This window comes from Paenibacillus sp. Soil750 (genome assembly GCF_001428045.1).
GTDB lineage: Bacteria > Bacillota > Bacilli > Paenibacillales > NBRC-103111 > Paenibacillus_E > Paenibacillus_E allorhizoplanae.
Window position 1 is genome coordinate 186,811 of sequence record NZ_LMSD01000034.1, and the last position, 22,512, is coordinate 209,322.

General features: G+C 44.9%; 22 protein-coding genes. 17 read left to right on the plus strand and 5 right to left on the minus strand.

The window, feature by feature from the left end:
- Window positions 1-69: 69 nt before the first annotated feature.
- The 7 genes from ASL11_RS25400 to ASL11_RS25430 all read left to right on the plus strand — a co-directional run bounded on the left by ASL11_RS25400 (window position 70) and on the right by ASL11_RS25430 (window position 8,842).
- Complete coding sequence (locus ASL11_RS25400) at window positions 70-1,842, plus strand: acyl-CoA dehydrogenase family protein (protein WP_056621096.1); 1,773 nt, start codon at window positions 70-72, stop codon at window positions 1,840-1,842.
- Between the two features lie 37 nt (window positions 1,843-1,879).
- The gene (locus tag ASL11_RS25405; protein ID WP_056621098.1) at window positions 1,880-3,550 is read left to right on the plus strand and encodes a long-chain-fatty-acid--CoA ligase; all 1,671 of its coding nucleotides are present in this window, start codon (window positions 1,880-1,882) and stop codon (window positions 3,548-3,550) included.
- 54 nt (window positions 3,551-3,604) lie between these two features.
- Complete coding sequence (locus tag ASL11_RS25410; protein ID WP_056621099.1) at window positions 3,605-4,021, plus strand: PaaI family thioesterase; 417 nt, start codon at window positions 3,605-3,607, stop codon at window positions 4,019-4,021.
- A 216-nt stretch (window positions 4,022-4,237) separates the two neighbouring features.
- Window positions 4,238-5,839, plus strand: coding sequence for a PucR family transcriptional regulator (locus ASL11_RS25415; protein ID WP_056621100.1), 1,602 nt, complete (start codon window positions 4,238-4,240; stop codon window positions 5,837-5,839).
- A gap of 188 nt (window positions 5,840-6,027) precedes the next feature.
- Window positions 6,028-6,369: a bacillithiol system redox-active protein YtxJ gene (ytxJ, locus tag ASL11_RS25420; RefSeq protein WP_056621101.1), complete on the plus strand. Its 342-nt coding sequence runs from the start codon at window positions 6,028-6,030 to the stop codon at window positions 6,367-6,369.
- A 176-nt stretch (window positions 6,370-6,545) separates the two neighbouring features.
- A complete protein-coding gene (locus tag ASL11_RS25425; RefSeq protein ID WP_056621103.1) occupies window positions 6,546-7,427 on the plus strand; it encodes a DMT family transporter in 882 nt (293 codons plus the stop codon).
- Window positions 7,428-7,525: 98 nt separating this feature from the next.
- A complete protein-coding gene (locus ASL11_RS25430) occupies window positions 7,526-8,842 on the plus strand; it encodes an MDR family MFS transporter (protein WP_063795687.1) in 1,317 nt (438 codons plus the stop codon).
- On the opposite strand, the gene ASL11_RS25435 is transcribed toward ASL11_RS25430, so the two are convergent.
- The gene (locus ASL11_RS25435; RefSeq protein ID WP_056621105.1) at window positions 8,776-9,939 is read right to left on the minus strand and encodes a M20 family metallopeptidase; all 1,164 of its coding nucleotides are present in this window, start codon (window positions 9,937-9,939) and stop codon (window positions 8,776-8,778) included. The two genes, ASL11_RS25430 and ASL11_RS25435, sit on opposite strands and share 67 nt — an antisense overlap.
- A gap of 133 nt (window positions 9,940-10,072) precedes the next feature.
- Here ASL11_RS25435 and ASL11_RS25440 point away from each other — a divergent pair, with 133 nt between their 5' ends.
- Entirely contained in the window at window positions 10,073-10,372 is a 300-nt protein-coding gene (locus ASL11_RS25440) for a hypothetical protein (RefSeq protein ID WP_056621107.1), read from the plus strand.
- 79 nt (window positions 10,373-10,451) lie between these two features.
- Entirely contained in the window at window positions 10,452-11,105 is a 654-nt protein-coding gene (locus ASL11_RS25445; RefSeq protein WP_056621109.1) for a GDSL-type esterase/lipase family protein, read from the plus strand.
- Window positions 11,106-11,112: 7 nt separating this feature from the next.
- Here the strand turns inward: ASL11_RS25445 and trhA are convergent, their stop codons facing one another.
- Window positions 11,113-11,739, minus strand: coding sequence for a PAQR family membrane homeostasis protein TrhA (trhA, locus tag ASL11_RS25450; RefSeq protein ID WP_056621111.1), 627 nt, complete (start codon window positions 11,737-11,739; stop codon window positions 11,113-11,115).
- A gap of 61 nt (window positions 11,740-11,800) precedes the next feature.
- On the opposite strand from trhA, the gene ASL11_RS25455 reads away from it, so the two are divergent.
- Entirely contained in the window at window positions 11,801-12,571 is a 771-nt protein-coding gene (locus ASL11_RS25455) for an SDR family NAD(P)-dependent oxidoreductase (protein WP_056621115.1), read from the plus strand.
- Between the two features lie 93 nt (window positions 12,572-12,664).
- Here ASL11_RS25455 and ASL11_RS25460 read toward each other — a convergent pair whose 3' ends face one another.
- Window positions 12,665-13,351, minus strand: coding sequence for a hypothetical protein (locus ASL11_RS25460; protein WP_056621117.1), 687 nt, complete (start codon window positions 13,349-13,351; stop codon window positions 12,665-12,667).
- Between the two features lie 16 nt (window positions 13,352-13,367).
- Window positions 13,368-13,862 (minus strand): DUF7689 domain-containing protein, encoded by a 495-nt coding sequence (locus ASL11_RS25465; RefSeq protein ID WP_056621118.1) that lies wholly within the window; start codon window positions 13,860-13,862, stop codon window positions 13,368-13,370.
- A 237-nt stretch (window positions 13,863-14,099) separates the two neighbouring features.
- Between ASL11_RS25465 and ASL11_RS25470 the strand changes: the two genes are divergently transcribed.
- Both ASL11_RS25470 and ASL11_RS25475 read left to right on the plus strand, forming a co-directional pair.
- A complete protein-coding gene (locus ASL11_RS25470) occupies window positions 14,100-14,948 on the plus strand; it encodes a DegV family protein (RefSeq protein ID WP_056621124.1) in 849 nt (282 codons plus the stop codon).
- A 17-nt stretch (window positions 14,949-14,965) separates the two neighbouring features.
- Window positions 14,966-15,808: a DegV family protein gene (locus tag ASL11_RS25475; protein ID WP_056621127.1), complete on the plus strand. Its 843-nt coding sequence runs from the start codon at window positions 14,966-14,968 to the stop codon at window positions 15,806-15,808.
- Between the two features lie 67 nt (window positions 15,809-15,875).
- Here the strand turns inward: ASL11_RS25475 and ASL11_RS25480 are convergent, their stop codons facing one another.
- Complete coding sequence (locus ASL11_RS25480) at window positions 15,876-18,038, minus strand: HelD family protein (RefSeq protein WP_056621128.1); 2,163 nt, start codon at window positions 18,036-18,038, stop codon at window positions 15,876-15,878.
- Window positions 18,039-18,222: 184 nt separating this feature from the next.
- Between ASL11_RS25480 and ASL11_RS25485 the strand changes: the two genes are divergently transcribed.
- From ASL11_RS25485 to ASL11_RS25500, 5 genes are all read left to right on the plus strand, one after another.
- On the plus strand, window positions 18,223-18,702 hold the full coding sequence (locus ASL11_RS25485; protein ID WP_056621129.1) for a glutathione peroxidase: 480 nt from the start codon (window positions 18,223-18,225) through the stop codon (window positions 18,700-18,702).
- Window positions 18,703-18,725: 23 nt separating this feature from the next.
- Window positions 18,726-19,391: a PIG-L deacetylase family protein gene (locus tag ASL11_RS25490; protein WP_056621132.1), complete on the plus strand. Its 666-nt coding sequence runs from the start codon at window positions 18,726-18,728 to the stop codon at window positions 19,389-19,391.
- Between the two features lie 325 nt (window positions 19,392-19,716).
- Window positions 19,717-20,043, plus strand: coding sequence for a DUF1904 family protein (locus ASL11_RS25495; RefSeq protein ID WP_056621134.1), 327 nt, complete (start codon window positions 19,717-19,719; stop codon window positions 20,041-20,043).
- Between the two features lie 89 nt (window positions 20,044-20,132).
- Window positions 20,133-20,258 carry a hypothetical protein gene (locus ASL11_RS37900; RefSeq protein ID WP_268796235.1) on the plus strand — a complete coding sequence of 42 codons (126 nt, stop codon included), beginning with the start codon at window positions 20,133-20,135 and terminating at the stop codon, window positions 20,256-20,258.
- Window positions 20,255-22,510: a type IA DNA topoisomerase gene (locus tag ASL11_RS25500; RefSeq protein ID WP_056621135.1), complete on the plus strand. Its 2,256-nt coding sequence runs from the start codon at window positions 20,255-20,257 to the stop codon at window positions 22,508-22,510. Before ASL11_RS37900 ends, ASL11_RS25500 begins: the two co-directional genes overlap by 4 nt.
- Window positions 22,511-22,512 lie beyond the last annotated feature (2 nt).

The window sequence follows — 22,512 nt, forward strand, 5'->3', positions numbered from 1 at the left end:
TCATGTTTCATTTTACCTTCATAATATATGTTCATTATCATCATTCCAAATCATAAGGAGAGTTGACTCATGACGAACAAAGTCGTTGGCGGAAGCTTTGTTATATCGGATCTTGATTTTCATTCCATCGTAACACCGGAGGATTTCACGGAAGAACATCGTATGATTGCAGAAACAACGCGTGACTACGTAAACGGGGAAGTTATGCCGAATGATGAGCATTTAGAAAAGTTGGATTATGATTTGACTGTCAAACTCATGCGAAGTGCCGGTGATCTTGGGTTGCTTGGGGCGGATGTGCCAGAAATCTATGGCGGACTTGGCTTGGATAAGGTTAGCTCTACGATTATCAGCGAGAACCTAGCACGTGCCTCTTCATTTGCTTTATCCATTGGCGCGCATGTTGGGATTGGAACGTTACCTATCGTGTTCTTCGGTACAACGGAGCAGAAGAAAAAGTATCTGCCTGACTTAGCGACAGGGGCGAAAATTGCTGCCTATTGCTTAACGGAGCCGACATCTGGATCAGATGCCCTTGGTGCCAAAACTACGGCTCGACTGTCGGAAGACGGAAAACATTACCTTTTAAACGGTTCGAAACTTTATATCACTAACGCTGGTTTCGCAGATATTTTCATCGTGTATGCCAAAATCAATGGTACAGACTTTACCGCTTTTATCGTGGAAAAAGGCGATCCAGGCTTTACCATGGGGCCAGAAGAGAAGAAGATGGGGATCAAAGGCTCATCAACGCGTCCGCTATTTTTTGAAGACGTGAAAGTGCCTGTAGAAAACCTGCTCGGTGAAATCGGGAAAGGACATCTCATCGCTTTTAACATTTTGAACATCGGACGCTATAAACTAGCTGTTGGTTGTCTAGGTGCGTCCAAGGAGACTATTGAGCTTGCAGTGAAATATGCGAATACGCGCCAGCAATTCCAGACGCCGATTTCTAGATTCCCATTAATCGGTAAAAAACTAGCTGAAATGAACATTCAAACGTATATCCTAGAAAGCATGGTGTACCGGACGACTGGCCTATTTGATACGATCCTCAAGGATATTGACCATTCCAGTCCTGATGCAGGCAAAATATCGGCGAAAGGCATATCAGAATACGCGCTCGAATGCTCAATTAATAAGGTATTTGCATCGGAAGTTCTAGACTTTGTTGCGGATGAGGGACTACAAATTCACGGTGGTTACGGCTTTATCCAAGAATATAAAGTAGAGCGGATCTATCGCGACTCGCGGATTAATCGTATTTTCGAAGGGACGAATGAAATTAATCGTTTGCTCATTCCGGGTACACTGGTCAAGAAAGCGATGAAAGGCGAACTGCCTTTGCTGCAAAAAGCGCAAGCACTACAAGGTGAGTTGCTTGCCTATATGCCAGGTCAAACGTTTGAAGGTACATTGGCTGAAGAAACGCATTTGGTCGGGATGGCCAAAAAGGTGTTCCTCATGGTGGGCGGGCTTGCCGTACAGAAATACGGTATGGCTCTCGAGAAAAATCAGGAAGTATTAAGCAACCTTGCGGATATCATGATTCAGATTTTTGCAGCCGAAAGTGGTCTGTTAAGAACCCAAAAGCTCATTCACAAACTTGGTGAAGCGAAGGCGACGAATGCCATTCAAGTTACGACTGTATTTATTCATGAGGCTTTTGACAAAATTGAGGCATATGCGAAAGAAGCGCTCAGTACGATGGAAGAAGGAGATGTGCTTCGGACTCAACTATCCATACTCAAGAAGCTGTCTAGACGCAGCAGTGTCAATACGGTGGGGTTGAAGCGCGACATCGCCGCACGTGTAATTCAGGGTGAGAAATTCATCGGATGAGTCTTGGGAGTCAAGAACCTGAAGGGGATGGTTTTGTATGAGGGAGTCAAAGCCTTGGCTGCGTCATTATCCATCGGAAGTGGCGCCGACTTACGAGTACCCGAAACATAATCTAGCACGTTTGTTGGTTGATTCAGCACATCAATTTCCCGAACGGCCTGCCTTGTATTTCTTGGGGAAAAAGCTATCGTATCGCGAATTGCTACATGCGTCTTATCAATTTGCTCACGTGTTAATGGATCTTGGGGTACGTCCAGGGGAACGGGTGTCGATTATGCTGCCGAACTGTCCTTCGGCTATCATTGCGTACTTCGGCACGTTGATGATGGGTGGAATTGTCGTGATGACGAATCCGCTTTATGTCGAGAGAGAGCTGATTCATCAGCTCTCTGATTCGGAAGCTGTCGTCATTATTACATTGGATCTGCTATTTGATCGCGTACAGAAGGCGAAATCGCGGACATTTCTGCGTCATGTTATCGTGACCTCGATTAAGGACTATTTACCGTTTCCTAAGAATCTTTTATATCCGATTAAAATGAAAAAGGATGGCGCCAAACTGGATGTTACCTATGGTGATGGCGTATATGCATTCAAGAAGTTACTGCGAGCAGCTTCGGCTACCCCTATCTGTGTTGATGTCAACGCAGATGACGATATTGCCTTGCTTCAATACACAGGCGGAACCACAGGATTATCCAAAGGTGTGATGCTAACGCATACCAATTTAATTGCCAATACGTATCAGACGAGCAATTGGTGTTATCAAGTCCAGCCTGGCGGAGATCGTTTCTTAGGGGCGATTCCTTGTTTCCACGTCTTTGGTCTGACGGTTCTACTGAATCAATCGATGTATCGAGCAGGGATGCTAATCCTTATTCCAAAGTTCGATATTGATATGATTCTCGATACGATTCACAAATTAAAGCCTACGATTTTCCCAGGTGCACCTACAATGTATGTCGCGTTAATCAATCATAAACGGGTGAAGGAAGTTGATATTTCTTCGATTAATGTTTGTGTAAGCGGTTCAGCGCCACTGCCATTGGAGGTTCAAGAGCGATTTGAAGCGTTGACCGGAGGTAGATTAATTGAAGGGTACGGGCTAACAGAGGCTTCTCCGGTTACGCATGCGAATCCGATTTGGGGTTTTCGTAAAATTATGTCCATCGGTGTTCCTTTTCCGGATACGGTAACGAAAGTCGTGGATTCTGACTCTGGCGAGGAAATGCCGATTGGTGAAATCGGTGAAATTATTATTAAAGGCCCTCAAATTATGAAGGGTTACTGGAAACGGGAACAAGAAACGGCAAAGACGATCAAAGATGGCTGGTTATATACTGGTGATATGGGACGCATGGATGAGGATGGTTTCTTTTCAATCGTTGATCGTAAAAAGGATTTAATTATTGCAGGCGGCTTTAATATTTATCCACGCGATATTGAAGAAGTTCTCTACGAGCATCCAGCGATTCTCGAAGCGGCTGTCGCAGGTGTTCCCGATGAATACCGTGGGGAAACCGTGAAAGCTTTTATCGTGCTAAGAGAAGGTATGACGCTCTCGGAAAAAGAGTTAGATGTCTGGTGCAGAGAACGATTGGCGGCCTATAAAGTCCCTCGTAAAGTTGAATTCAGGCAGTCTTTGCCGAAAACGATGATTGGAAAGGTGCTCAGGCGGCAATTACTAGAGGAAGAAGTTAAGCAGTAAGTGTGTTTTCTCATCATGCGTAGGGGCAGCCCTTACAAAGAAGGAGGGAGTCCAATGGATGATGGAAATGATCTTATAATTCGCAAATTGCAGCAACTCGCAGCAGCAGCGGAGCTCACCTTCTGGGGCTTTCTGGGTTGTGAATTTGTAGACTTGAAGGACGGTGTTATCACGATTGCCTTGGAGGCGAAGCCGCATCATTTGAATCCGATTGGCATGGTTCATGGCGGTGTAACCTCATCATTGTTAGATACGGCAATGGGCATTATTGCAATGATAGCTAGGCCCGAGGAGAAGGTTGTTACGACAAATCTGAATGTGCATTTTGTGTCACCATTATATGCGGGTAGGCTGCTCGTGACAGCAGAACTTGTCCATCAATCACGTAAAATGATTACCGCCCAAGGCCGAGTTGAAGATAGTGAAGGTAATTTGGGAACAATGGGGACAGGGACGTTTCGGGTGATTTAGACGAAAGCTTCAGCAAAAGGAGCCTTCATTACCATGGAGATCGTGGTTGTGAAGGTTCTTTTCCACATTTAATGTCATATAACCTTACATAAAATTAATAATTTTCATGAAAATTTCATAAAATTTCTATTTATGTTATGTTTTCTTACGTAAATACATTGACTGATGACATACGGTCATCCTATAATCGATGAAAAGGCATAGGGGGGAAGCACGATGCATCTTACCATTCGTGAAGCGTTGGCGATTTATCCATTAACGGAAGCAAAGCTAGTCGCCGGCAAACAAGGGGAATCCCGAATTGTTAAATCAGTCAATGTCATGGACGCACCTGATATTGCAGATTGGACGAAATCAGGTGAAATGCTGTTTACTACAGCCTTCGCGATGAAAGACAGCCCGCAAGAAACCGTGAACCTCCTGCGCAAATTAAATGACCGCGGAGCCGCAGGTCTTGGGATTAAGCTTGGGAGATTTTGGACGGAGCTGCCGCAAATCGTTATGGATGAAGCGGATCGATTACATTTTCCTATTATTGAGATGCCCTTTCAATTTACATTTTCGGATCAAATGAATGCACTTTTTAACGCCGAGTATCGTCGAAATACAGAACTGCTGCAAACGGTACTTGAAAAGCAGAAGAAGCTGATGCAATTTGGACTAAAGCAAGACAATATGCTTTCTATGTTTCAACTCGTCTGTGAAATTTTGGGGTATCCGATGGCAGTTGTTGGAGCGAGAGGTCAAGTTTTATATAATACCAGTACCTGGAGTTCTGATCAGCTTGCTCAGAATTGGCCGAAAAAACGGAAGTCTGGATGGGTATACGCCGGGAAAGAAAGAGCGTATCGCGTTGGATTACAACAACAAGATGATGAACCGTTAGGTCATTTGTTAATTATTCCAGATGTGATGTTACTAGCAACCGTTGAAGAAGGTTTGTTCCAACAAGCCGCTGATATATTGACCTTTCATATGAGTTATACATTCAGATCCCATGTGGAAGCTTCAGCAGAGCGGGATTTACAGAATAACCTGATCCGCTATTTGGACAAAGGAACTTCCCTTGAAGAGTTTATGGAGCAAGCTGAGTCCAGAGGATTATTCATCTTCACCGGTGCTTACCAATGTGTGATTGGAAAGTGCAAGAAGGAGTCCTTGATTCCAGATGCTACAAACGAGAAGCTTAAAGAGTTAAAGCAATACATGGAGTCCCATTCGAAATCAAGCAACTTGCGTGGACATCATTTTGTTCTGAAGGATCACCTGTTTTCCATTTACTCGACGACACAAGCGGATGGCTTCCCAGAAGAAGAGCTATCGCAATTGTTAAGTAAATATGAGGGAGACGCTGGGCATGCGTCCGATCGAGATGGCATGGTGTTCTACACGTCAGCGCTAAAGGTGAAGCCAACGGCGCTTCGCGAAGCGTACCTGGAATGTGGTGAAACGGGGGGGATGGCAGAGAAGCTCTGTTTGCCTGATCGAGTCCTGCATTATGAAACGATTGAATTTGCTCATCTCTTCCAGCACTTGTCGTCTCCGATGATGGAGGATTACTGTGCCAAGATCTTGCGTCCTCTCTTAGAGAAGGATCCGGAGTACTCCCAAGAAATGATTCGAACACTTGAAGTTTTTATTCGGAATGATGGTCAAGTCAGCGAGGCGGCTAAGCAATTATTCATTCATCGTAATACGGTTACGTATCGGTTGGAGAAAATTAGTGATCTTCTACAAGTCGATTTCAAAAAAGTAAATGACCTCTTGAAGCTGAAAGCGGTATTCCTTTTCCGTCAATTCTTGCAAGTGAGATCTTAAGTCAATAGAACCCGAGGTAGCCAGATGGCGCTAAGGGTTTTTATTATGTAAATAGCGTTGCCTACTCGGTTTGTATTGTTGGGGCTGTTTGTGGAAGAATTCAAAGGTTGGTCGACTCAAGTTAGTTGCATAAGCGAATTCGTTACCTTATAATTTTGAAGAGAGAGTAGAGAAAGGAGTTGTGAAACATGTCTGCATGGAAAGAGTTAACGACGTTAACTGAATGGCAGGAAGTGCTTGATCGTTCCAGCGAAAAGCCTGCTGTCGTTCTGAAACACAGTACTACTTGTCCAGTAAGTGCTAGCGCACTTGATGAATACGAACAATATTTGGCTGGTACACATAACGAGGCTGTTGATTATTTCTTGGTGAAAGTGATTGAATCACGTCCGGTATCGAATCAAATTGCAGAGGATCTTGGTGTCAAGCATGCGTCCCCGCAAATTCTTTATTTCAAAAATAAAGAATCCATCTGGAATACTTCGCACTGGTCAGTGACGAACAAACATATGTCCGCGGTTTTGGACTAATTCTGTCACACATTGGGCCCTTCGTTTTGTCTACGTGATGTAGGTGAAACGGAGGGTTTTTCATGCTGTGCATTAAATGAACGGCGGTCAAAAAAAGATTGGCAAGCCAAACATCCTCCTATATACTTATTGACGACAACATGACGGTAACGTTCAACTAAGGAGTTTACATATCCATGAATGCAATGAATAAAACGAAAATCCCAATCCCGATCTACCTAGTAATTGGCATCATAGCGATATCTTTTTCGTCGATTTTTGTTAAGTGGTCAGACGCCTCAGCCTCCATCATTGCCATGTACCGATTATTTATGACCAATGTATTAATGCTGCCATTCCTCTGGACCTATCGCAATGAATTTAAGAGAATCAAACTGAAAGATTGGCTGCGCACGGCAGTATCAGGCATTGCGCTAGGCCTGCATTTTTTATTCTGGATGGACTCACTGCGATATACGACGGTGGCTAGTTCAACAGCGATCTTGACGCTGGAACCGATTTTTGTGCTCGTTGGCGCGTTCTTGCTCTATGGTGTTCGGACAAGCCGTACCTCATTGATTGCGATGTGTATCGCGATTGTGGGAGCCATCTGCATCGGATGGGGTGATTTTCAATTTTCCGGAGAGGCGCTTAAGGGGGATGTGCTGTCCTTCGTGGGTACGATCGCTGTAGCATTTCATATGTTACTGGGCAAAAGCTTGCGGGAGCGCATTTCCGCTTATGTATACAGCTTTCTCGTTTTCTTATTTGCTGGGCTAACACTAGCGGTGACGAATGTTTATTCTGGCGAATCGTTTACGGGCTATCCATGGAAGGAATGGGGCATCTTTTTCCTGTTAGCCTTCGTTTCCACAATTTTCGGTCATTATGTCTTTAATTGGCTTCTGAAATATATGAAAGCTTCATCGGTATCGATGACCGTGCTTGGAGAGCCGCTGGGTGCATCCATTTTGGCTTATTTCTTACTGGGCGAAACGATTACGACGATGCAGCTTTTAGCAGGATGTCTCCTGTTGGTTGGCGTAGCCTTATTCTTACGTAGTAATGAGAAACCGTAAAGGTTTCTTTTTGTTCATTAATTGAACTATGGTCAATCATCTGAAGGGTTAGCTGTTGATCAATTTTCAAAAGTTGTAGAGAAGGGGGTACAGACAGCATGAGGTTTCGAGATTTTCATCGTAATGTGAAATTAAGAATAGGTCTTTCGTTCCTTTCGGGCACAGCGAACAATATGGTGCTTCCCTTTATGTCGATTTATTTCTCGGGGAAATTAGGGGACACACTGGCTGGGTTGGTTGTTATTCTGGGTATTATGGCCGGTGTTGTTGCTGGGATCATAGGTGGTTATTACTCGGATCGATTTGGTCGGAAAAAGCTAATGCTTGCCGCAGAAATTGGTTGGATGCTCTGTTTCGGCCTTATGGCGGCAGTGAATTCGCCGTGGTTTGAATCGGCAGGCATCACCTTCCTACTCATGATTATTGTCAGCATATTCTGGGGAATCCATGGACCTGCTAATGAAGCGATGCTTCTAGATGTTACCGCTCCAGAAGAACGTAAATTTATGTATGCCATCATGTATTGGATGAATAATTTATCCTTTGCCATCGCCGGTATGGCGGGTGCATTCTTGTTTAAATCGTATTTATTTGAATTATTTATTGCCCTCTCTGTGATTGGTTTAATAACGGGAATCATTACCTATGTCTATATTCAAGATGATTATAAGGCGCCAATAAGTGGGAAGCCCAGCACAACGAAGAAGAATAGCCCTTCGATTTGGGCGAATTACCGCATGGTTCTGCGAGATAAGACGTTTCTGATTTTCACAATGGCTTCCTTATTGTTGGTTTCGGTGGAGTTTCATCTAGGGAACTACGTGGCTGTTCGCTTAGGGAAAGAGATGGTGGATACGCCTTTCCTTCCATTGGTAACGGGTGCGTGGCGAATTGATGGCTTCAAGATGTTAGGGTTTATGCGTACGGAGAACACAGTGCTCGTGGTTGTACTCTCGGTCTTTATGGGGGTTCTAATGCGTAGGTTTTCTGATCGCCGAGTCCTGTTTATTGGCTATGCATGCTATATCGCGGGATATAGCTATCTCGCTTACAGCAATCAACCAGGTTTACTCTTGTTATCAATGCTGATTGCCACGGTTGGAGAACTGATGTATGTTCCGATTAAGCAAGCGTATCTTGGCAACCTGGCACCAGACCATGCACGCAGCTCCTATATGGCCTTATATGGCATGGTATATAGAGGAGCTACGTTCTTAGGTGGTCTAGGCGTTATCTTAGGCGGAATGCTGTCTTCCTGGCTTATGGCTTCGTTGATCGCACTCAGCGGCGTAATCGGTATGGCGATGTTCTACACGATCCTTGCACAACTGGAAGAGCGGAAGAACGGTCATTTCGCAGCGGCAAATTCCTCTTTTATGGAAGCTAATAAAGCTGGTTTGGAGAGTACTTCATAAGCCGTATAGGCTAGAGCCTTGGCGGTGAAGAGCATACTGTCTAAAGCCGGTTCCGTCATGGCGAGATCACGGAATTCCTTGGTATGCAGCAAATGTCGCTCATGAACTACTTTCACGAATGGGTGAATGGTGGGACACTGGGTCGAGACATTGCCGAGATCTAGGGAACCGTGATCTTTGCCAATTTCGATTTCGTTCGGTCGGATGCCAAGCTCGAACAATTGATCAGTGAACACGTTCGACAAAGCTTCATTCGTACGGAGCTCATCGTATGAGTATTCATAGAATGATGTTTTCAGCGTGCAGCCGGTTTGAAGTGCAGCGCCTTCAGCGCAATGCAGGACTTTCTGGACGAGCTCGTTCGTGTACGTACGAGTAGCTGAGCGGACATAAAATCTAGCAACGGCATAATCGGGAATGATGTTCGGTGCTTTCCCGCCTTCGCTGATGATACCGTGAATACGCGCATCTGTCTTGAGCTGTTGGCGCAGCGCATTGATGCTGTTGAAGAGCTGTAAGACCGCGTCAAGCGCATTAATGCCTTCATATGGTTGTGCCGCGGCATGTGCGGAGCGGCCAAAGAATTCGTATTCGATCGCATCCATCGCGAGAGATTCGCCTGATTTTTCATACGTATAGTAAGGGTGTGCCATGAGTGCAATATCAACGTCTTGGAAAAGCCCAGCAGCAGCCATTGGAACTTTAGCGCCTTTCGTTTCTTCGGCAGGCGTTCCGTAAACCCGAATGCTTCCGCCAGTTTCGGCTAAGACGGATTTGAGGCCGATTGCAGCCCCGATGCTCATCATGCAGATGAGATGATGGCCACAGGCGTGACCGAGCTCAGGAAGGGCATCGTACTCAGCCATGAACGCAACGACGGGGCCTGGTTGGCCTGAGTCATAAGTCGCGATGAAAGCGGTAGGAATATCTAGAACACCGCGTTCGATCGTAAAGCCATGATAGGCTAATTCTTCGGTTAAACGAGCAAAAGCAAGGAATTCTTCATGTCCAAGCTCGGGGTTTGCCCCAATAAAGCGTGAGATGTCTTTAAATCTTGCGGCATTGCTTTCTATGGTTTGTGTGATCATTGATTTCATTGGCTTTGTAAGCTCCTTTGTTGAATGGTTCTTAACTCCATTGTAGTATATAGAAGCGAGAACTACCAAATGCAAAGATATAAGGGCTATTTGAGGGCTCATTCTTGAAGATATGAAATTGGAGGAAGCGACAATGATGAAATATGGGGCAGAGCATGAGGAACACCGATTTAGTTTATGCTTTCTTGAAGAGGAAAGCCGCGGTCAGTGGCAGGATGTTTATTTGGGTATCCAGCTAGAAGATGGTCAAAAGCTTCCAGAAGGCTTGATCGATCCATCTATTCTTGTGATTTGTAATATCGAAGGTGAGATTGTACAGATCGTTTTGCACGATGAAGGTTGTGATAGTGAGTTCCAATTCACCTATGCGGAGAAGGAACAAATTGAAAAGTATGTGAATCAACATGTAAGCGCAAAAAAAAACGACGAATGAACCCCTCTAGGTATCCCTTCCCAAACTGGGCGGAGGCGCATATAGTAATATACGTCACGCTTTAGGGGAGAGGATAGCGATGGAAAAAAGAATTCAATATTTGGCATTTGGTGATTCTTTAACCGTTGGTTATGGTGCTGAGGAAGGTCAAGGCTTCGTTTCGCTGTATCGACAAAGGTTGGAATGTTTGCTGAATGTTCCTGTTTCCTTACGTCATGCTGGCACCAATGGTGCCACGACTGCGCAATTGCTGGAGACTATCGAATCTGATCCGCAGCTTCAGAAGGATATTCAAGAAGCGACTCTCATCACCATTACAGCTGGCGGGAACGATCTCATTCAAGCGGCAATTCCTTTCTTTTATGATGGCGATAATACGGTGCTCAAAACAGCTTTACAAACGTACGAATCCAACTATCGTAAACTTATCGCTCAAATTGAAAGGCTGCGGCAAGGTATACAAACCCCGTATTTACTGGCCTTAATTGGTTTATATAATCCATTACCGCAGATTCCAGATGCAGCTTATTGGGTACAGCGATTTAATCTATTTCTGCGTAAATTAGAGCAGCCGCATATTCAAATCGTGCAGGTTTACGACGCATTCGTTGGTCAAGCAGCACTATTTTTGTCAGAGGATGCGATTCATCCAAATGAACTAGGTTATGAGCGGGTAGCCAATCAATTAGAGGTAGCTGTATCTTTGCAGCAACTACAGCAGTTGTTCATGTGAAATGAGACTATCTCACATAACCGAATACGGAAATGAAATGACTGGCGCTGCCGGCTAGCACGAATACGTGCCAGATGGCATGGTGATACGGGATGCGCCTCCATACATAAAATATCGAGCCAAGTGTGTAGAATAAGCCACCTACTACTAACCATAAAATGCCGCCAAGCGGCAACTGGACGTATAGTGGCTTGAACGCGATCACAATCAACCAACCCATCACGATATAGCACAAGGTTGAAACGAGTACGAATCTTTTGACATAAAATAGCTTCAGCACGATGCCAATGAGGGCTAGCCCCCATATGACGCCAAAAAATGTCCAGCCCAATGACCCCCGTAAGGTAACGAGTAGATATGGCGTGTAGCTCCCCGCGATTAGCACGTAGATCGCCGAGTGATCAAGAACTTCAAAAACATCTTTTAATTTCGATTGTGTAACGCTGTGCAGCAATGTGGAACATGTATACAAGAGAACAAGTGCTGTGCCAAAAATGCTAAAGCTAACGATATGCCAAGCATTTCCTTGTGTGCAAGCTTGTATGATGAGCAAGACAAGTGCTGCGATGCTGAGTACAACACCAATACCATGTGTAATCGCATTGGCTTTCTCTTCTTTGATGGAATATTGCATATACAACCCTTCTTTCCTCTAGACAGAATGGGACTCCCTATATAGATTGGACGATGAAACGATGTATTTACCTTCATTTCAACTGAATAATAAAGTTGCCTTGGTGACCGGAGCCGGAAGAGGCATTGGAAGAGCACTTGCTATTGGCTTAGCTGAAGCAGGGGCTGACGTCGCGATCTTCGCTCGAACTGCTTCAGATTTGGAAGCAGTGGCGGGTGAGATTCGCTCTTTAGGTAGACAAGCCTACCCGTTTACTGTCGATGTTACGAATCGTGAACAAATTGAGGAGGCGGTTTCGGCTATCATCAAAGAAACAGAACGCATAGATATTCTAATTAATAATGCTGGCATGAACATCCGTAGTCAAGCTTTGGCCGTCACGGACGAGGAATGGGACACGATCATGCAGACAAACTTGAAATCCGCTTTCTTGTGCTCTCAGATCGTCGGTCGACACATGCAACAGCGGGAATATGGACGAATCATCAATATTGCATCCGTTGCGGGGCAAGTAGCGTTGCGCACAGGTGTCGTATATGCCGCGACCAAAGCTGCGATGATCCAAATGACCAAGGTGCTCGCTTTGGAGTGGGGGAAATATGGCATTTTGGTAAATGGCATCGGACCTTGGTATTTCAAAACGCCGTTGACAGAGAAAATCTTGAATCAGCCGGATTATTTAGCCGAAATTATTGCACGTACACCACTGGGTCGTGTAGGAGAGCTAGAGGAGCTTGTCGGGCCAGCTGTATTCTTAGCTTCTGATGCAGCGAACTATGTTACAGGCCAAACGCTGTTTGTTGATGGCGGCATGACGATATACGGATTCTAGCAAAAAAAAGCACTGCATGCTGCGGTTGGCAGCACAAGTGCTTTGAGAACTTAGAGGGGATCATCGTTATGTGAAGCTTGCTGAGTGCTTGCATTATTTCTGTAGCACGTATTCTTTCAGATTATTATATTGAGATTTATGTGCAGTTACCCATTCTTTTTTGTTAGAAATGGTTTCGTCAGCAACGGGTTTATTACCGTCGTCTTTCGTTAAAGCGATTAATGCTGGGAATAAAGATTCATCGCCACGCTCAATTTTATCAGCGATAAATGGAATTGCTGGTGTTCCTAGTTTAATGATCTTCTTTACTTTATCATCTGAATTGAGTTGTTTATCCGTTAGAATAGCATCGACGGATGAAGGGATGGATTTAAGATGAAGGTTCCATTTCGCTGAAAAACCTTTTCCATTTTCCCATGCAGTATTTTCATTTTCTTTTAAATCCAATTTTGCAATACGTTCAATGGCTATTGCTGTGATGTACTCTTGCAAGCCGTTTTGCTTGCTGTTTGCTAACTTTTTATCTAAGTAGGGGAGTGCATCATTTCCTAGTTTAATGATGTTATCAAAATCCGCATTTTGTTTGATATAGTCATAGGGATTCGAACTGAACGAGAGGTTTGATTGTAAAGAAATTTCCTTATTTATTTGTTCGGATATGGCAGCGAAGCTTTCGTTAATCTGTTTCTCAGCTGCAGAAACGTTTTTATTATTCATTAAAAAGGATACAAATAGAAAACTGCAAGCAAATAAAGATAAGAAAGTTATTATTTTTTTCAATGGATATCACCTCTCCTTAGTGAGCGTATTTTTTAACGGCTGGTCCGTAATTATTTGCACTGTACGGTTGCCAGCCATAACTTTGAAGAAGCTCATAATTGCCCCACTTGGCATTGGTATAACCAGAAGCTGCAATTCTGCTGAAATGCGTAATGGAATAAATGTTTCCGTATGAAATGATTTCATAAGCAGCAACATCCGTGCTGTTGATATCTTTACTAGTTCCGAAACCTTTTGATTTTAAATAGGTATCTGCTTTCCAAGTATCCGGATTACTCAATCCCCATGGCCAGTCCCACGAGCTATAGTTGCCTAATGCGTATGCGAGACAATTGTATGTGCCTGTCGCATCGCCTAACCACGCGTAATTACCTGGTGTAGATACCATTGTATCTAACGTGTACGTGGAAGTAGTAATGCCAGCAAGAGCGGTGGTTGCGCCAGAGGCAATTGCTCCTACTACAATAGCAGCAGTTACTAGATTCTTTTTACCTTTTAACAATCGAGTCATTGTTCACCATTCCTTTGAAATATTGGGTATAAATACCATTACAATATTTAACATATCATAGAATGATAGCGAATTAAACCATTTTTTATTATACTTAAATCGCGAATTTTGGTGAATGATGTCTACTATTGTAGGATTGAGCTTTCAATATAGTTCTACTATACTATTCACAGAGATGGGCAAAGACTCATTAGACTCGTTTTTAGAAGTAACAGCCAGATAAGGTGGTAGAATCAGATGACTCGAGTTCGTATTTTTACAGATAGTACGTGTGATTTAAATGATGAACTTTTGCAACACTACCAAATCGAAGTTGTTCCTTTATATGTGATTTTCGAGGAGCAATCGTATCTGGATCGTGTGGATATTCATGCTGAGCAGTTGTTTGATTTTGTGGCGCATACAGGCAAATTGCCCAAAACAGCGGCGCCATCACCTGGCGATTTTGAACGTGCTTTTGCACCATTCATCGAAGCGGATGAAGATATTGTTTTTATCGGTTTATCCTCTGAGTTATCGTCGACGATCCAGAATGCGAAGATTGCCGCTGGGAGTTTCCCAGATGGTAGAATTAGGGTGATCGATTCTCGAAACCTATCAACAGGAATTGGCGTACTAGTAGTTAAAGCGGCGCAAGCTGCATTAGAAGGAAGAAGCTCATCAGAAATTCAAGCACTTGTTACGTCGTTCATTGATAAAATAGAAGTATCCTTCATCATTGATACCTTGGAATATCTGCATAAAGGCGTTAGATGCTCTAGCGTACAGGCTTTCTTTGGGAGTCTACTGAAAATTAGACCCATTGTTCAAGTCAGTAACGGTGCGATGCAATTAACGGACAAAATTAGAGGTAAACGGGAGAAAGCGCTCCATCAACTTTTGGAGAATGCACTGGCTTTTAAAGATGACATGGATACGGATTTCATGTTCATCACACATGCGCAGGCTCATGAAGAAGCGGCATACGTGAAAGAACAATTTGAATTACATACCAATGTGAAAAACGTATTTTTGACGGAAACCGGTTGCGTCGTTTCGAGCCACTGCGGACCACATACGCTAGGTATTGTTTTCGCCAAAAAATAAGAAATGAGTGGACACCCATGACGACAATCAAGATTATTACAGACAGCAGCTGCGACCTTCAGAGTAGCACTATAGAAGAAATAGGAGTAGGGATCGTTCCCTTATCTGTTCAATTTGGCGAGGAATGTATGCCATCAGATATGGATCTTGCTGATTTCTACGCCAGGATGAAGCGGGAGAGTACGTTGCCCAAAACCTCAAGCCCGTCACCTGGGCATTTCTTAAGTGAGTATCAGAAGGGTGGCCCTGATCAAGATATTCTTGTATTGTGTCTATCATCGGCGTTAAGTTCAACGTACCATCACGCTGTTATGGCGAAAGAAATGCTGCTGGAAGATGGTTATACCGGCCGCATCGAAGTCATTGATTCTAAGACTACTTCACTTGGATTAGGCGTGCTTGTATATCGAGCTACTCGGATGGCGGCAAGCGGCATGTCTTATGAAGAGGTAACAGCTTCCATTCAGCAAGCAGTACCGAGCTCAGGGACTTTCTTTTTCCTAGATACCTTGGAAAATGTCATTAAAGGAGGAAGGCTCGATCGCGTGCGCGGCGCAGTGGCTTCTGTCTTGAATATAAAGCTTCTGATGAAAGCAAGTGAAGAAGGTGCGATTGAGGTTGTCGAGAAAATCCGCGGCTCACAGCAAGCTTTGAAGCGATTACTCTCGTTTCTTGGTGATAAGGAACATGATTACGAGAAGGATGTGATAGCCATCGCACATAGCAATTGTGAGGCGAGGGCGCGCGAATTCATGGCTCAGCTTTTAGAAAAGCATCCGTTCCGCCATGTGCTGTTCTCTAATATGGGTACTGTGATTGGCACCTATGCGGGTGAAGGTGGAGTCCTAGTTGCCTACTAAGTTGTGAAAAAAGACACCTATCCTCCGATCGATTCAAGTGATCGGTGAGTAGGTGTCTTTTAATTATTTACTTCGGAAACTCCGTCGTCGTAATTTCCGGTTGATCCACAGTAACTAGCGGCGAAATATCACCTGTCACGAGCAACCAAAGCTCATGTAGCGCACGTGTGCAGCCTACATAGAGAAGTTTCGCATCCATGAGAGTAGTTTCATAATGCTCCGCGGTAACGTCCATCAGAATAACGGCATCGAATTCTAAACCTTTCGTCAAATAAACGGGCAGCACCGATATACCGCCACGATAAACACGTTGCTTGGAGGTGATCAGATTCGTCTCGATCCCGATGAGCGTCAACGCATTATGCAGCTCCTGAGCTTGCTTCTCCGTACGAGCAACGACAGCGACGGTGCTGGAAGTGCCAGCTAGTAAGCTCGTAATCGCCTTCTGCACCAGTGACAGCCTCTCATTGATCGAAGTCTGCAGCACACGAACTTTATTCCCGCTGCGGAAGACTGGAACGGCCAGTAAGGGATTGCTTACGCCGCGTTGGAGCACCGAATTGGCAAACTGAATGATTTCCATGGTGGAACGATAGCTCCGCTCCAACTCGAAATATCCTGTTTCCTCCTCTTGGAACAGACTGGAAAATTCCTTCCAGTCCTGGATGCCTTGATACGCATGTATCCCTTGCGATAAATCACCCAAAATCGTGAATGAGCTGTTGCGTGTGTACGCATCTAAGATCGCGACTTGGAATGGTGAGAAGTCTTGCGCCTCATCGATGACAACATGATCGAATAACCGATCCGACGAAATGCCATGTAGTCGTGTATGAATATAGAGGAGAGGAGCCAGATCCTCGAGCCCAACTTCCTTCTTTTTGAAAAGCTTCGCTGATGTAGTTACGATGGACTCAGGCATGTTCTGAAGCAGTTCTACAGGCAAGCTGTCCCATCGACCTTTGTCTGTAAACAGCATTTTATAGAACGTAAATGCTGTATACTCAGGCCATCCTGTCAGATAAGTCCGCAGCTTCTGAGCGGATTTCTTCTTCAGCTCTTTTTTCAAGCTTTGCTCCCAAACCTTCTCGAGCTGGATCTCCATCCAACGCTTGATACGGGCAACGACGCGCTCACGGCGTTTGATCATCGGATAATGCTTATTCTCGACGAAGAACCATTCGCGAATGGTAGCTATGGGAAGTTTGACGCCATCCCAAGGGGAGAAGTCCGCCATAGGAACGTAGGTGGCTTCAAGACGGTTGAGACAGTCATCAAGGAAGCCTTTGAAAGCGATAGCTCCTTTGAAGCGTCCTGGCGCTTGGTCATCAACTGGAGGTCGTTTGCTTCCGAGGGCAAACCAACGTTGTAATGTGATCTCTTGATCTGCGATTTGCACTTCATGATCGAGTACATCAAGTGCCCAATCGGTAAATGTACTTTGTTGGATATTACCGACACCAAGCTCAGGCAGTACGCCCGAGATATAGTCCAAGAACATGGAGTTGGGTGCGAAAATAATCATTCGTTCTGCCCGAACCTGTTCGCGGTATTGATAGAGAAGGAAGGCGAGGCGGTGCAGAGCTACGGTTGTTTTACCGCTTCCTGCAACCCCTTGAATAATGAGTGCGGTATTCTTCGCTGCACGGATAATCCGATCTTGCTCCGCTTGTATCGTGGAGACGATATCGCGCAGCTTGTTATCTTTATTTTCGCCTAAGCGGTATAGAAGGAACTCATCGCCGACAGACAGGGAGTCTTCATTCCGGTCATATGTATCGACAACACGCTGGAGAATTTGCTTGCGCACAACGAGGTTTCGCTTCAAATAGACTAAGCCGTCGATAACGCCATCCGGCGAATCATAGGAAGCTGCGTCCAAGCCGCCTGTGAAGGAATAGAATAGGCTTGCTACTGGTGCACGCCAATCAATGACGAGAAGTCGACCTGTTCGTTCGTCTTCCACTCCTGCTTTACCAATGTAAAGCGGTGATGGAGAACCGGTGCCTGTTTCTTCGAAGTCAAGGCGGCCGAAATAAGGCTCATCAATGGCTTTGGTTAAATTGTGCCTACCGTTCTCACGCAAAACTTCAAGTGCTTGCTCCGTTAAATCAGGACCGTAATAAACGGGAGTTGCTCTTAGGCGTTCCAGTTGTTTATCAATTTCCTTATTCGTTTGTTCAAGCCGTTGAAGTTCTTCTTGATAGGCACTTTGAGTCTTTGTGTCCAAGATCAGTTACCTCCTAAGATCAGATGTTGTCTATTGATTTGTCATAAACAGGTAAACACTATAACACACCTAGCGGGAGATAGAAAGTGATTCTGGAAAATCATCGGCGATCATTTGGGCTTCTGTGGAAAGGAATGGTATACTCAGGAAGTATGCATTTTAATTAATGGAGGCGAAGGGATTCATGTCTATTTATGATATCGCAGTTACAACGATTTCAGGCGAAACACAAACACTTTCAGCATTTAAAGGGAAGGCGCTTCTCATTGTGAATGTTGCTAGTGCTTGCGGACTTACACCGCATTATAAAGGGCTTCAAGCGCTTTATGAGCAATACCAAGATCAGGGGTTGGTCGTACTCGGATTTCCTTGTAATCAATTCGCTGGTCAAGAACCAGGGACGAATGAAGAGATCCAAGCGTTTTGCGAGCTTAACTACCAAGTGACATTCCCTTTATTTGATAAAATTGATGTAAAAGGCGAGCATGCGCACCCACTGTATACGTATTTGCTAAGCCATACGCCTGAGCCGTATCGCACAGGTGACATTGAATGGAATTTCGTGAAATTCTTAGTTGACGCGAACGGAAATGTGGTTAAACAATACAGTGCCCGTACAGAACCTGCGGACATTAGCGCCGACATTGAGGCTGTTTTAGCATAAATGAAAGAGGAGGTGGACGTGCAATGGGGTCACAGAACGGGTTTATTTATGCCCATCCCGATGATGAAACATTCTTAAGCGGATGCCTCATTCGCCGTCTAGCTGATGCTGGAGAAGACAATGTCTTACTCCTTGCCACACGTGGCGATGCGGGAAGACAAGGGTTGGAGCGGGCGAAGAATCGGCAAGAATTAGCGGAACTACGAGAACATGAAATGCGTGCAGCAGCGGAAATACTTGGGATTTCAACGATTGAACACTTAGGCTGGCCAGACGGTCAGTTGGATGAAGTTGATTTTGAAACACTCGTACAACAAATTATCACATTTATTCAGCGTCACGAAGTGGAGAATGTCTACACATTTGCAGAAGATGGCGGTAATGGACATCGTGACCATATCGCGATCTCCAAGGCGACTACAGCGGCCGTACACAGTGGAGCTTGTCCGAGTGTAAGGAAATTGTATTATGCCTTTTCTCCGTTGCTGCGTGCCCAAGGGCATGAACCGTCCATTCTAATTGACACCGAGAAGCTGTGGCCAGTGAAAGCTGCTGCACTTAAAGCTCATCAAACGCAGCATGTCACGATTGGGAGACATTTTGGCAATCTGGTGGATTTTCCAGAAGAGAGACGTTGGGAGGCCTTTGTGCTCGGTTGGGAGATTGGAAATGAATTGGCGATATTGTGAAAAAAAATTCTGATGTACCCCCGGAAATTGACCTGTCATTACGAATGACCTTAACGAGCAGGTCATTCAATGTTTCTAGGGGAGTGTAAGGATGTCACTTTGTAATTGTGATAAATGTGGGCGCGTTTTCCTCACGAAATGGGAAACAAGATGTACAAGCTGCTCGCAGCTAGTTTTGAACGATTCGAATAAAGTCAAAGATTTTGTTCGAACACATCCACGTGCGACACTTATTGAAATTTACCATCAAACAGGGGTCTCCTTGCAAACCATAAAAGAATTAATGAGAGCTTAACCGCTCCAGCAAGCAAAGGAGCTTTCGACAATGCCTCATATGATAATAAGAGGGATCAGCGTTCCTCAAATTCAATCTATTAGCACAGCGCTGATATCCGAATTGGCTGCTGTCTGTGCTTGTGGTACAGACAATTTCATGTTGGAATGTTTGCCGGTCGTCTCTATTTTCCAAGGTGAGATCTGTGCAACCTATCCATTTGTTGAAGTAGGCTGGTTCGAGCGAGGGCAGGAAATTCGTGATTCCTATGCGGAGGTTCTGACTAAACATATTATATCACTCGGGATTCCTGAGGTTGAAATTGCTTTCAAGCTATATCGGGAAGATAGTTATTATTGGAATGGGAAGTTGGTTTAATATGTTCGACCTACCATGACAACTTCATTTCCATACATCCATGTAAACCCCTTATTCCACTTCTATGGTGGTGTGAGAGGTTTTTTTTTATGCCAAAAGTCATAATTCACGCAATCGATATTGCAGGCGATAATAAAGTGGGATACACTGAATCGACAGAATCTGATTTCCAGTATGACTTCGGGAATCACATGATAGGAGCGATTTGTGGTTGAAGACATTAATTATTGCGGAAAAACCCGATATGGGGCGAAACATAGCTGCCGCAATAGAACCAAAAGCCAAAAATATGAGGTCTCATCTAGAAGGTGAGCAATATATCATCACGTGGGCAATCGGACATTTGATTGAGCTGGCGGAACCGGATCATTATGACGAAAAATATAAAAAATGGAATATTAATCATCTTCCGATTATCCCTTCTGAATTTAAGTTAATTCCTAACCCGCGTACGTATGATCAGCTCAAGGTGATCGCGGAGTTAGCGAAGAAGTGCAATCAACTGGTTAATGCGTGCGATGCGGGGCGAGAAGGGCAGCACATTTTCTCCCTTATCCAGCGGCATCTGGGGCTCAATCAGCCTGTTAAGCGGCTTTGGATCTCCGATTTAACGTCGGAAACGATTCGCAATGGGTTCGCCACGTTAAAGGATGGCGCTGAATACGAGAACTTGACGCGCGCCGCTCGCTCTCGCAGTGAAGCGGATTGGTTGATTGGCATGAACGGATCACGTGCATTTACGACGAAACATAATGTGTTGCTCTCAGTGGGACGCGTTCAAACGCCGGTGCTTGCGCTGATTTATGATCGCCAAAAGCAGATCGAAGCGTTTTCCTCACTCAAATTTTATGAGCTGGAGGGGCACTTCGCGCAAGGGGAAACACCATACCGGGGCATGTGGCAGGGTGAACGTTTCACGGATGGTGAGAAGGCGGCAGCACTTGCTGCAAAGGTAAAAGGGAAACCTGCACGGATTCAGTCCTATGAGGTGAAAGAAACCAAGGAATTCCCATTCAAATTGTATGATTTGACCTTGCTGCAACGTGAGGCGAATGCGAAATATGCATTTTCAGCGAAGAAAACCTTGGATACGGCGCAAGCATTGTATGAGAAGCACAAGGTTATTTCTTACCCTAGAACGAATTCCAACTATGTGACGGAGCAAAATATTCCGGATATGCATAAGGCGCTAAACGCCTTGCAAGGAACGGCATATCACGAACTTGTACAAGGTGCGAATCGCAATCTTGTTCATATTAATAATAAATTTATTTGTAATCCAACCAAGGTTGAGGATCACCATGCCATTTTGCCTACGAATAAGAAGGCTTCAGGACTAAGTCCGGATGAGCAGAAATTGTACGATCTTATTGTCAGACGTTTTCTCTCCCAATTTTACCCGCCTGCTGCCTACAAGGTACATACCGTCATGACGGAAGTGGAACAAGAGCTTTTCAAGACAACTGTCAAAGAATTGTTATCGCTAGGCTGGAAGGTCATTTACGCTGATCAGAAGAAGGAAAAGGTGAAGGCGACCAAAGGGAAAGAAAAGGAAGATACGGATGACGACGAAGAGGTCGAAGTCAACGAACCGTTCTCCATCGATGCGAATGGTGACGTGCTGTGTACGGATGCGATTGTTAAAGAGAAAGACACACAGCCACCTAAGCATTTTAATGAAGGTACCTTGCTGAAGGCAATGGAGAGCGCAGGGAAGCAGATTGAGGATGAAGAGCTCCGCGATGCGATGAAAGACTCCGGTCTAGGCACGCCTGCGACACGAGCAGCAACGATTGAACGATTGAAGAAAGTCGGCTATATCGACATGCAGGGGAAGAAAATCATTTTGACCCAGAAAGGCAGAATGGTTGTTGAATTGATTCGCGGAGCGGGCATTGAGCTGTTGACGTCACCTGAGATGACAGGGCAATGGGAGCGCAGATTGAACGAAATTTCCCGTGGCACAGCATCGGACGACCAGTTTATGCACAATGTGAAGCGATTTGCGACGCTGATTGTCGATAAGGTGCGCAAGCAAGCTAGAGCTTCGAAAACGGATTTCGAGGGCGAAAATGCGCCGGAATCATCTGGCAAACGTGGCTTAGCAACAACGAAGACGGCGGCTCGTGGAGACGGTGCACCGAAAGCTCCTGCGAAGAAGCGAGCGCCTGCTGCGAAACCTGCAGCTGATGGAGCTAGTACGTTCATTGCAACTTGTCCTAGACCTGGCTGTGGCGGCTCCCTCTTTATGGGTCGAAAGGGTTACGGCTGCTCGCATTATAAGGAAGGCTGCAGCTTTGTTATTTGGAAGGAAAGCTTCGGTCGAAGCTTAACAGACATACAAGTACAAGCGCTTGTTCAAAAAGGGAAAACGACCAAGTTGAAGCTAGTTCTAGCTGATGGAACAGAAACAGACGGGAAGATTGTGCTGATGGATGTTGCTACTGGTGCACTAGGCACTGAATGACT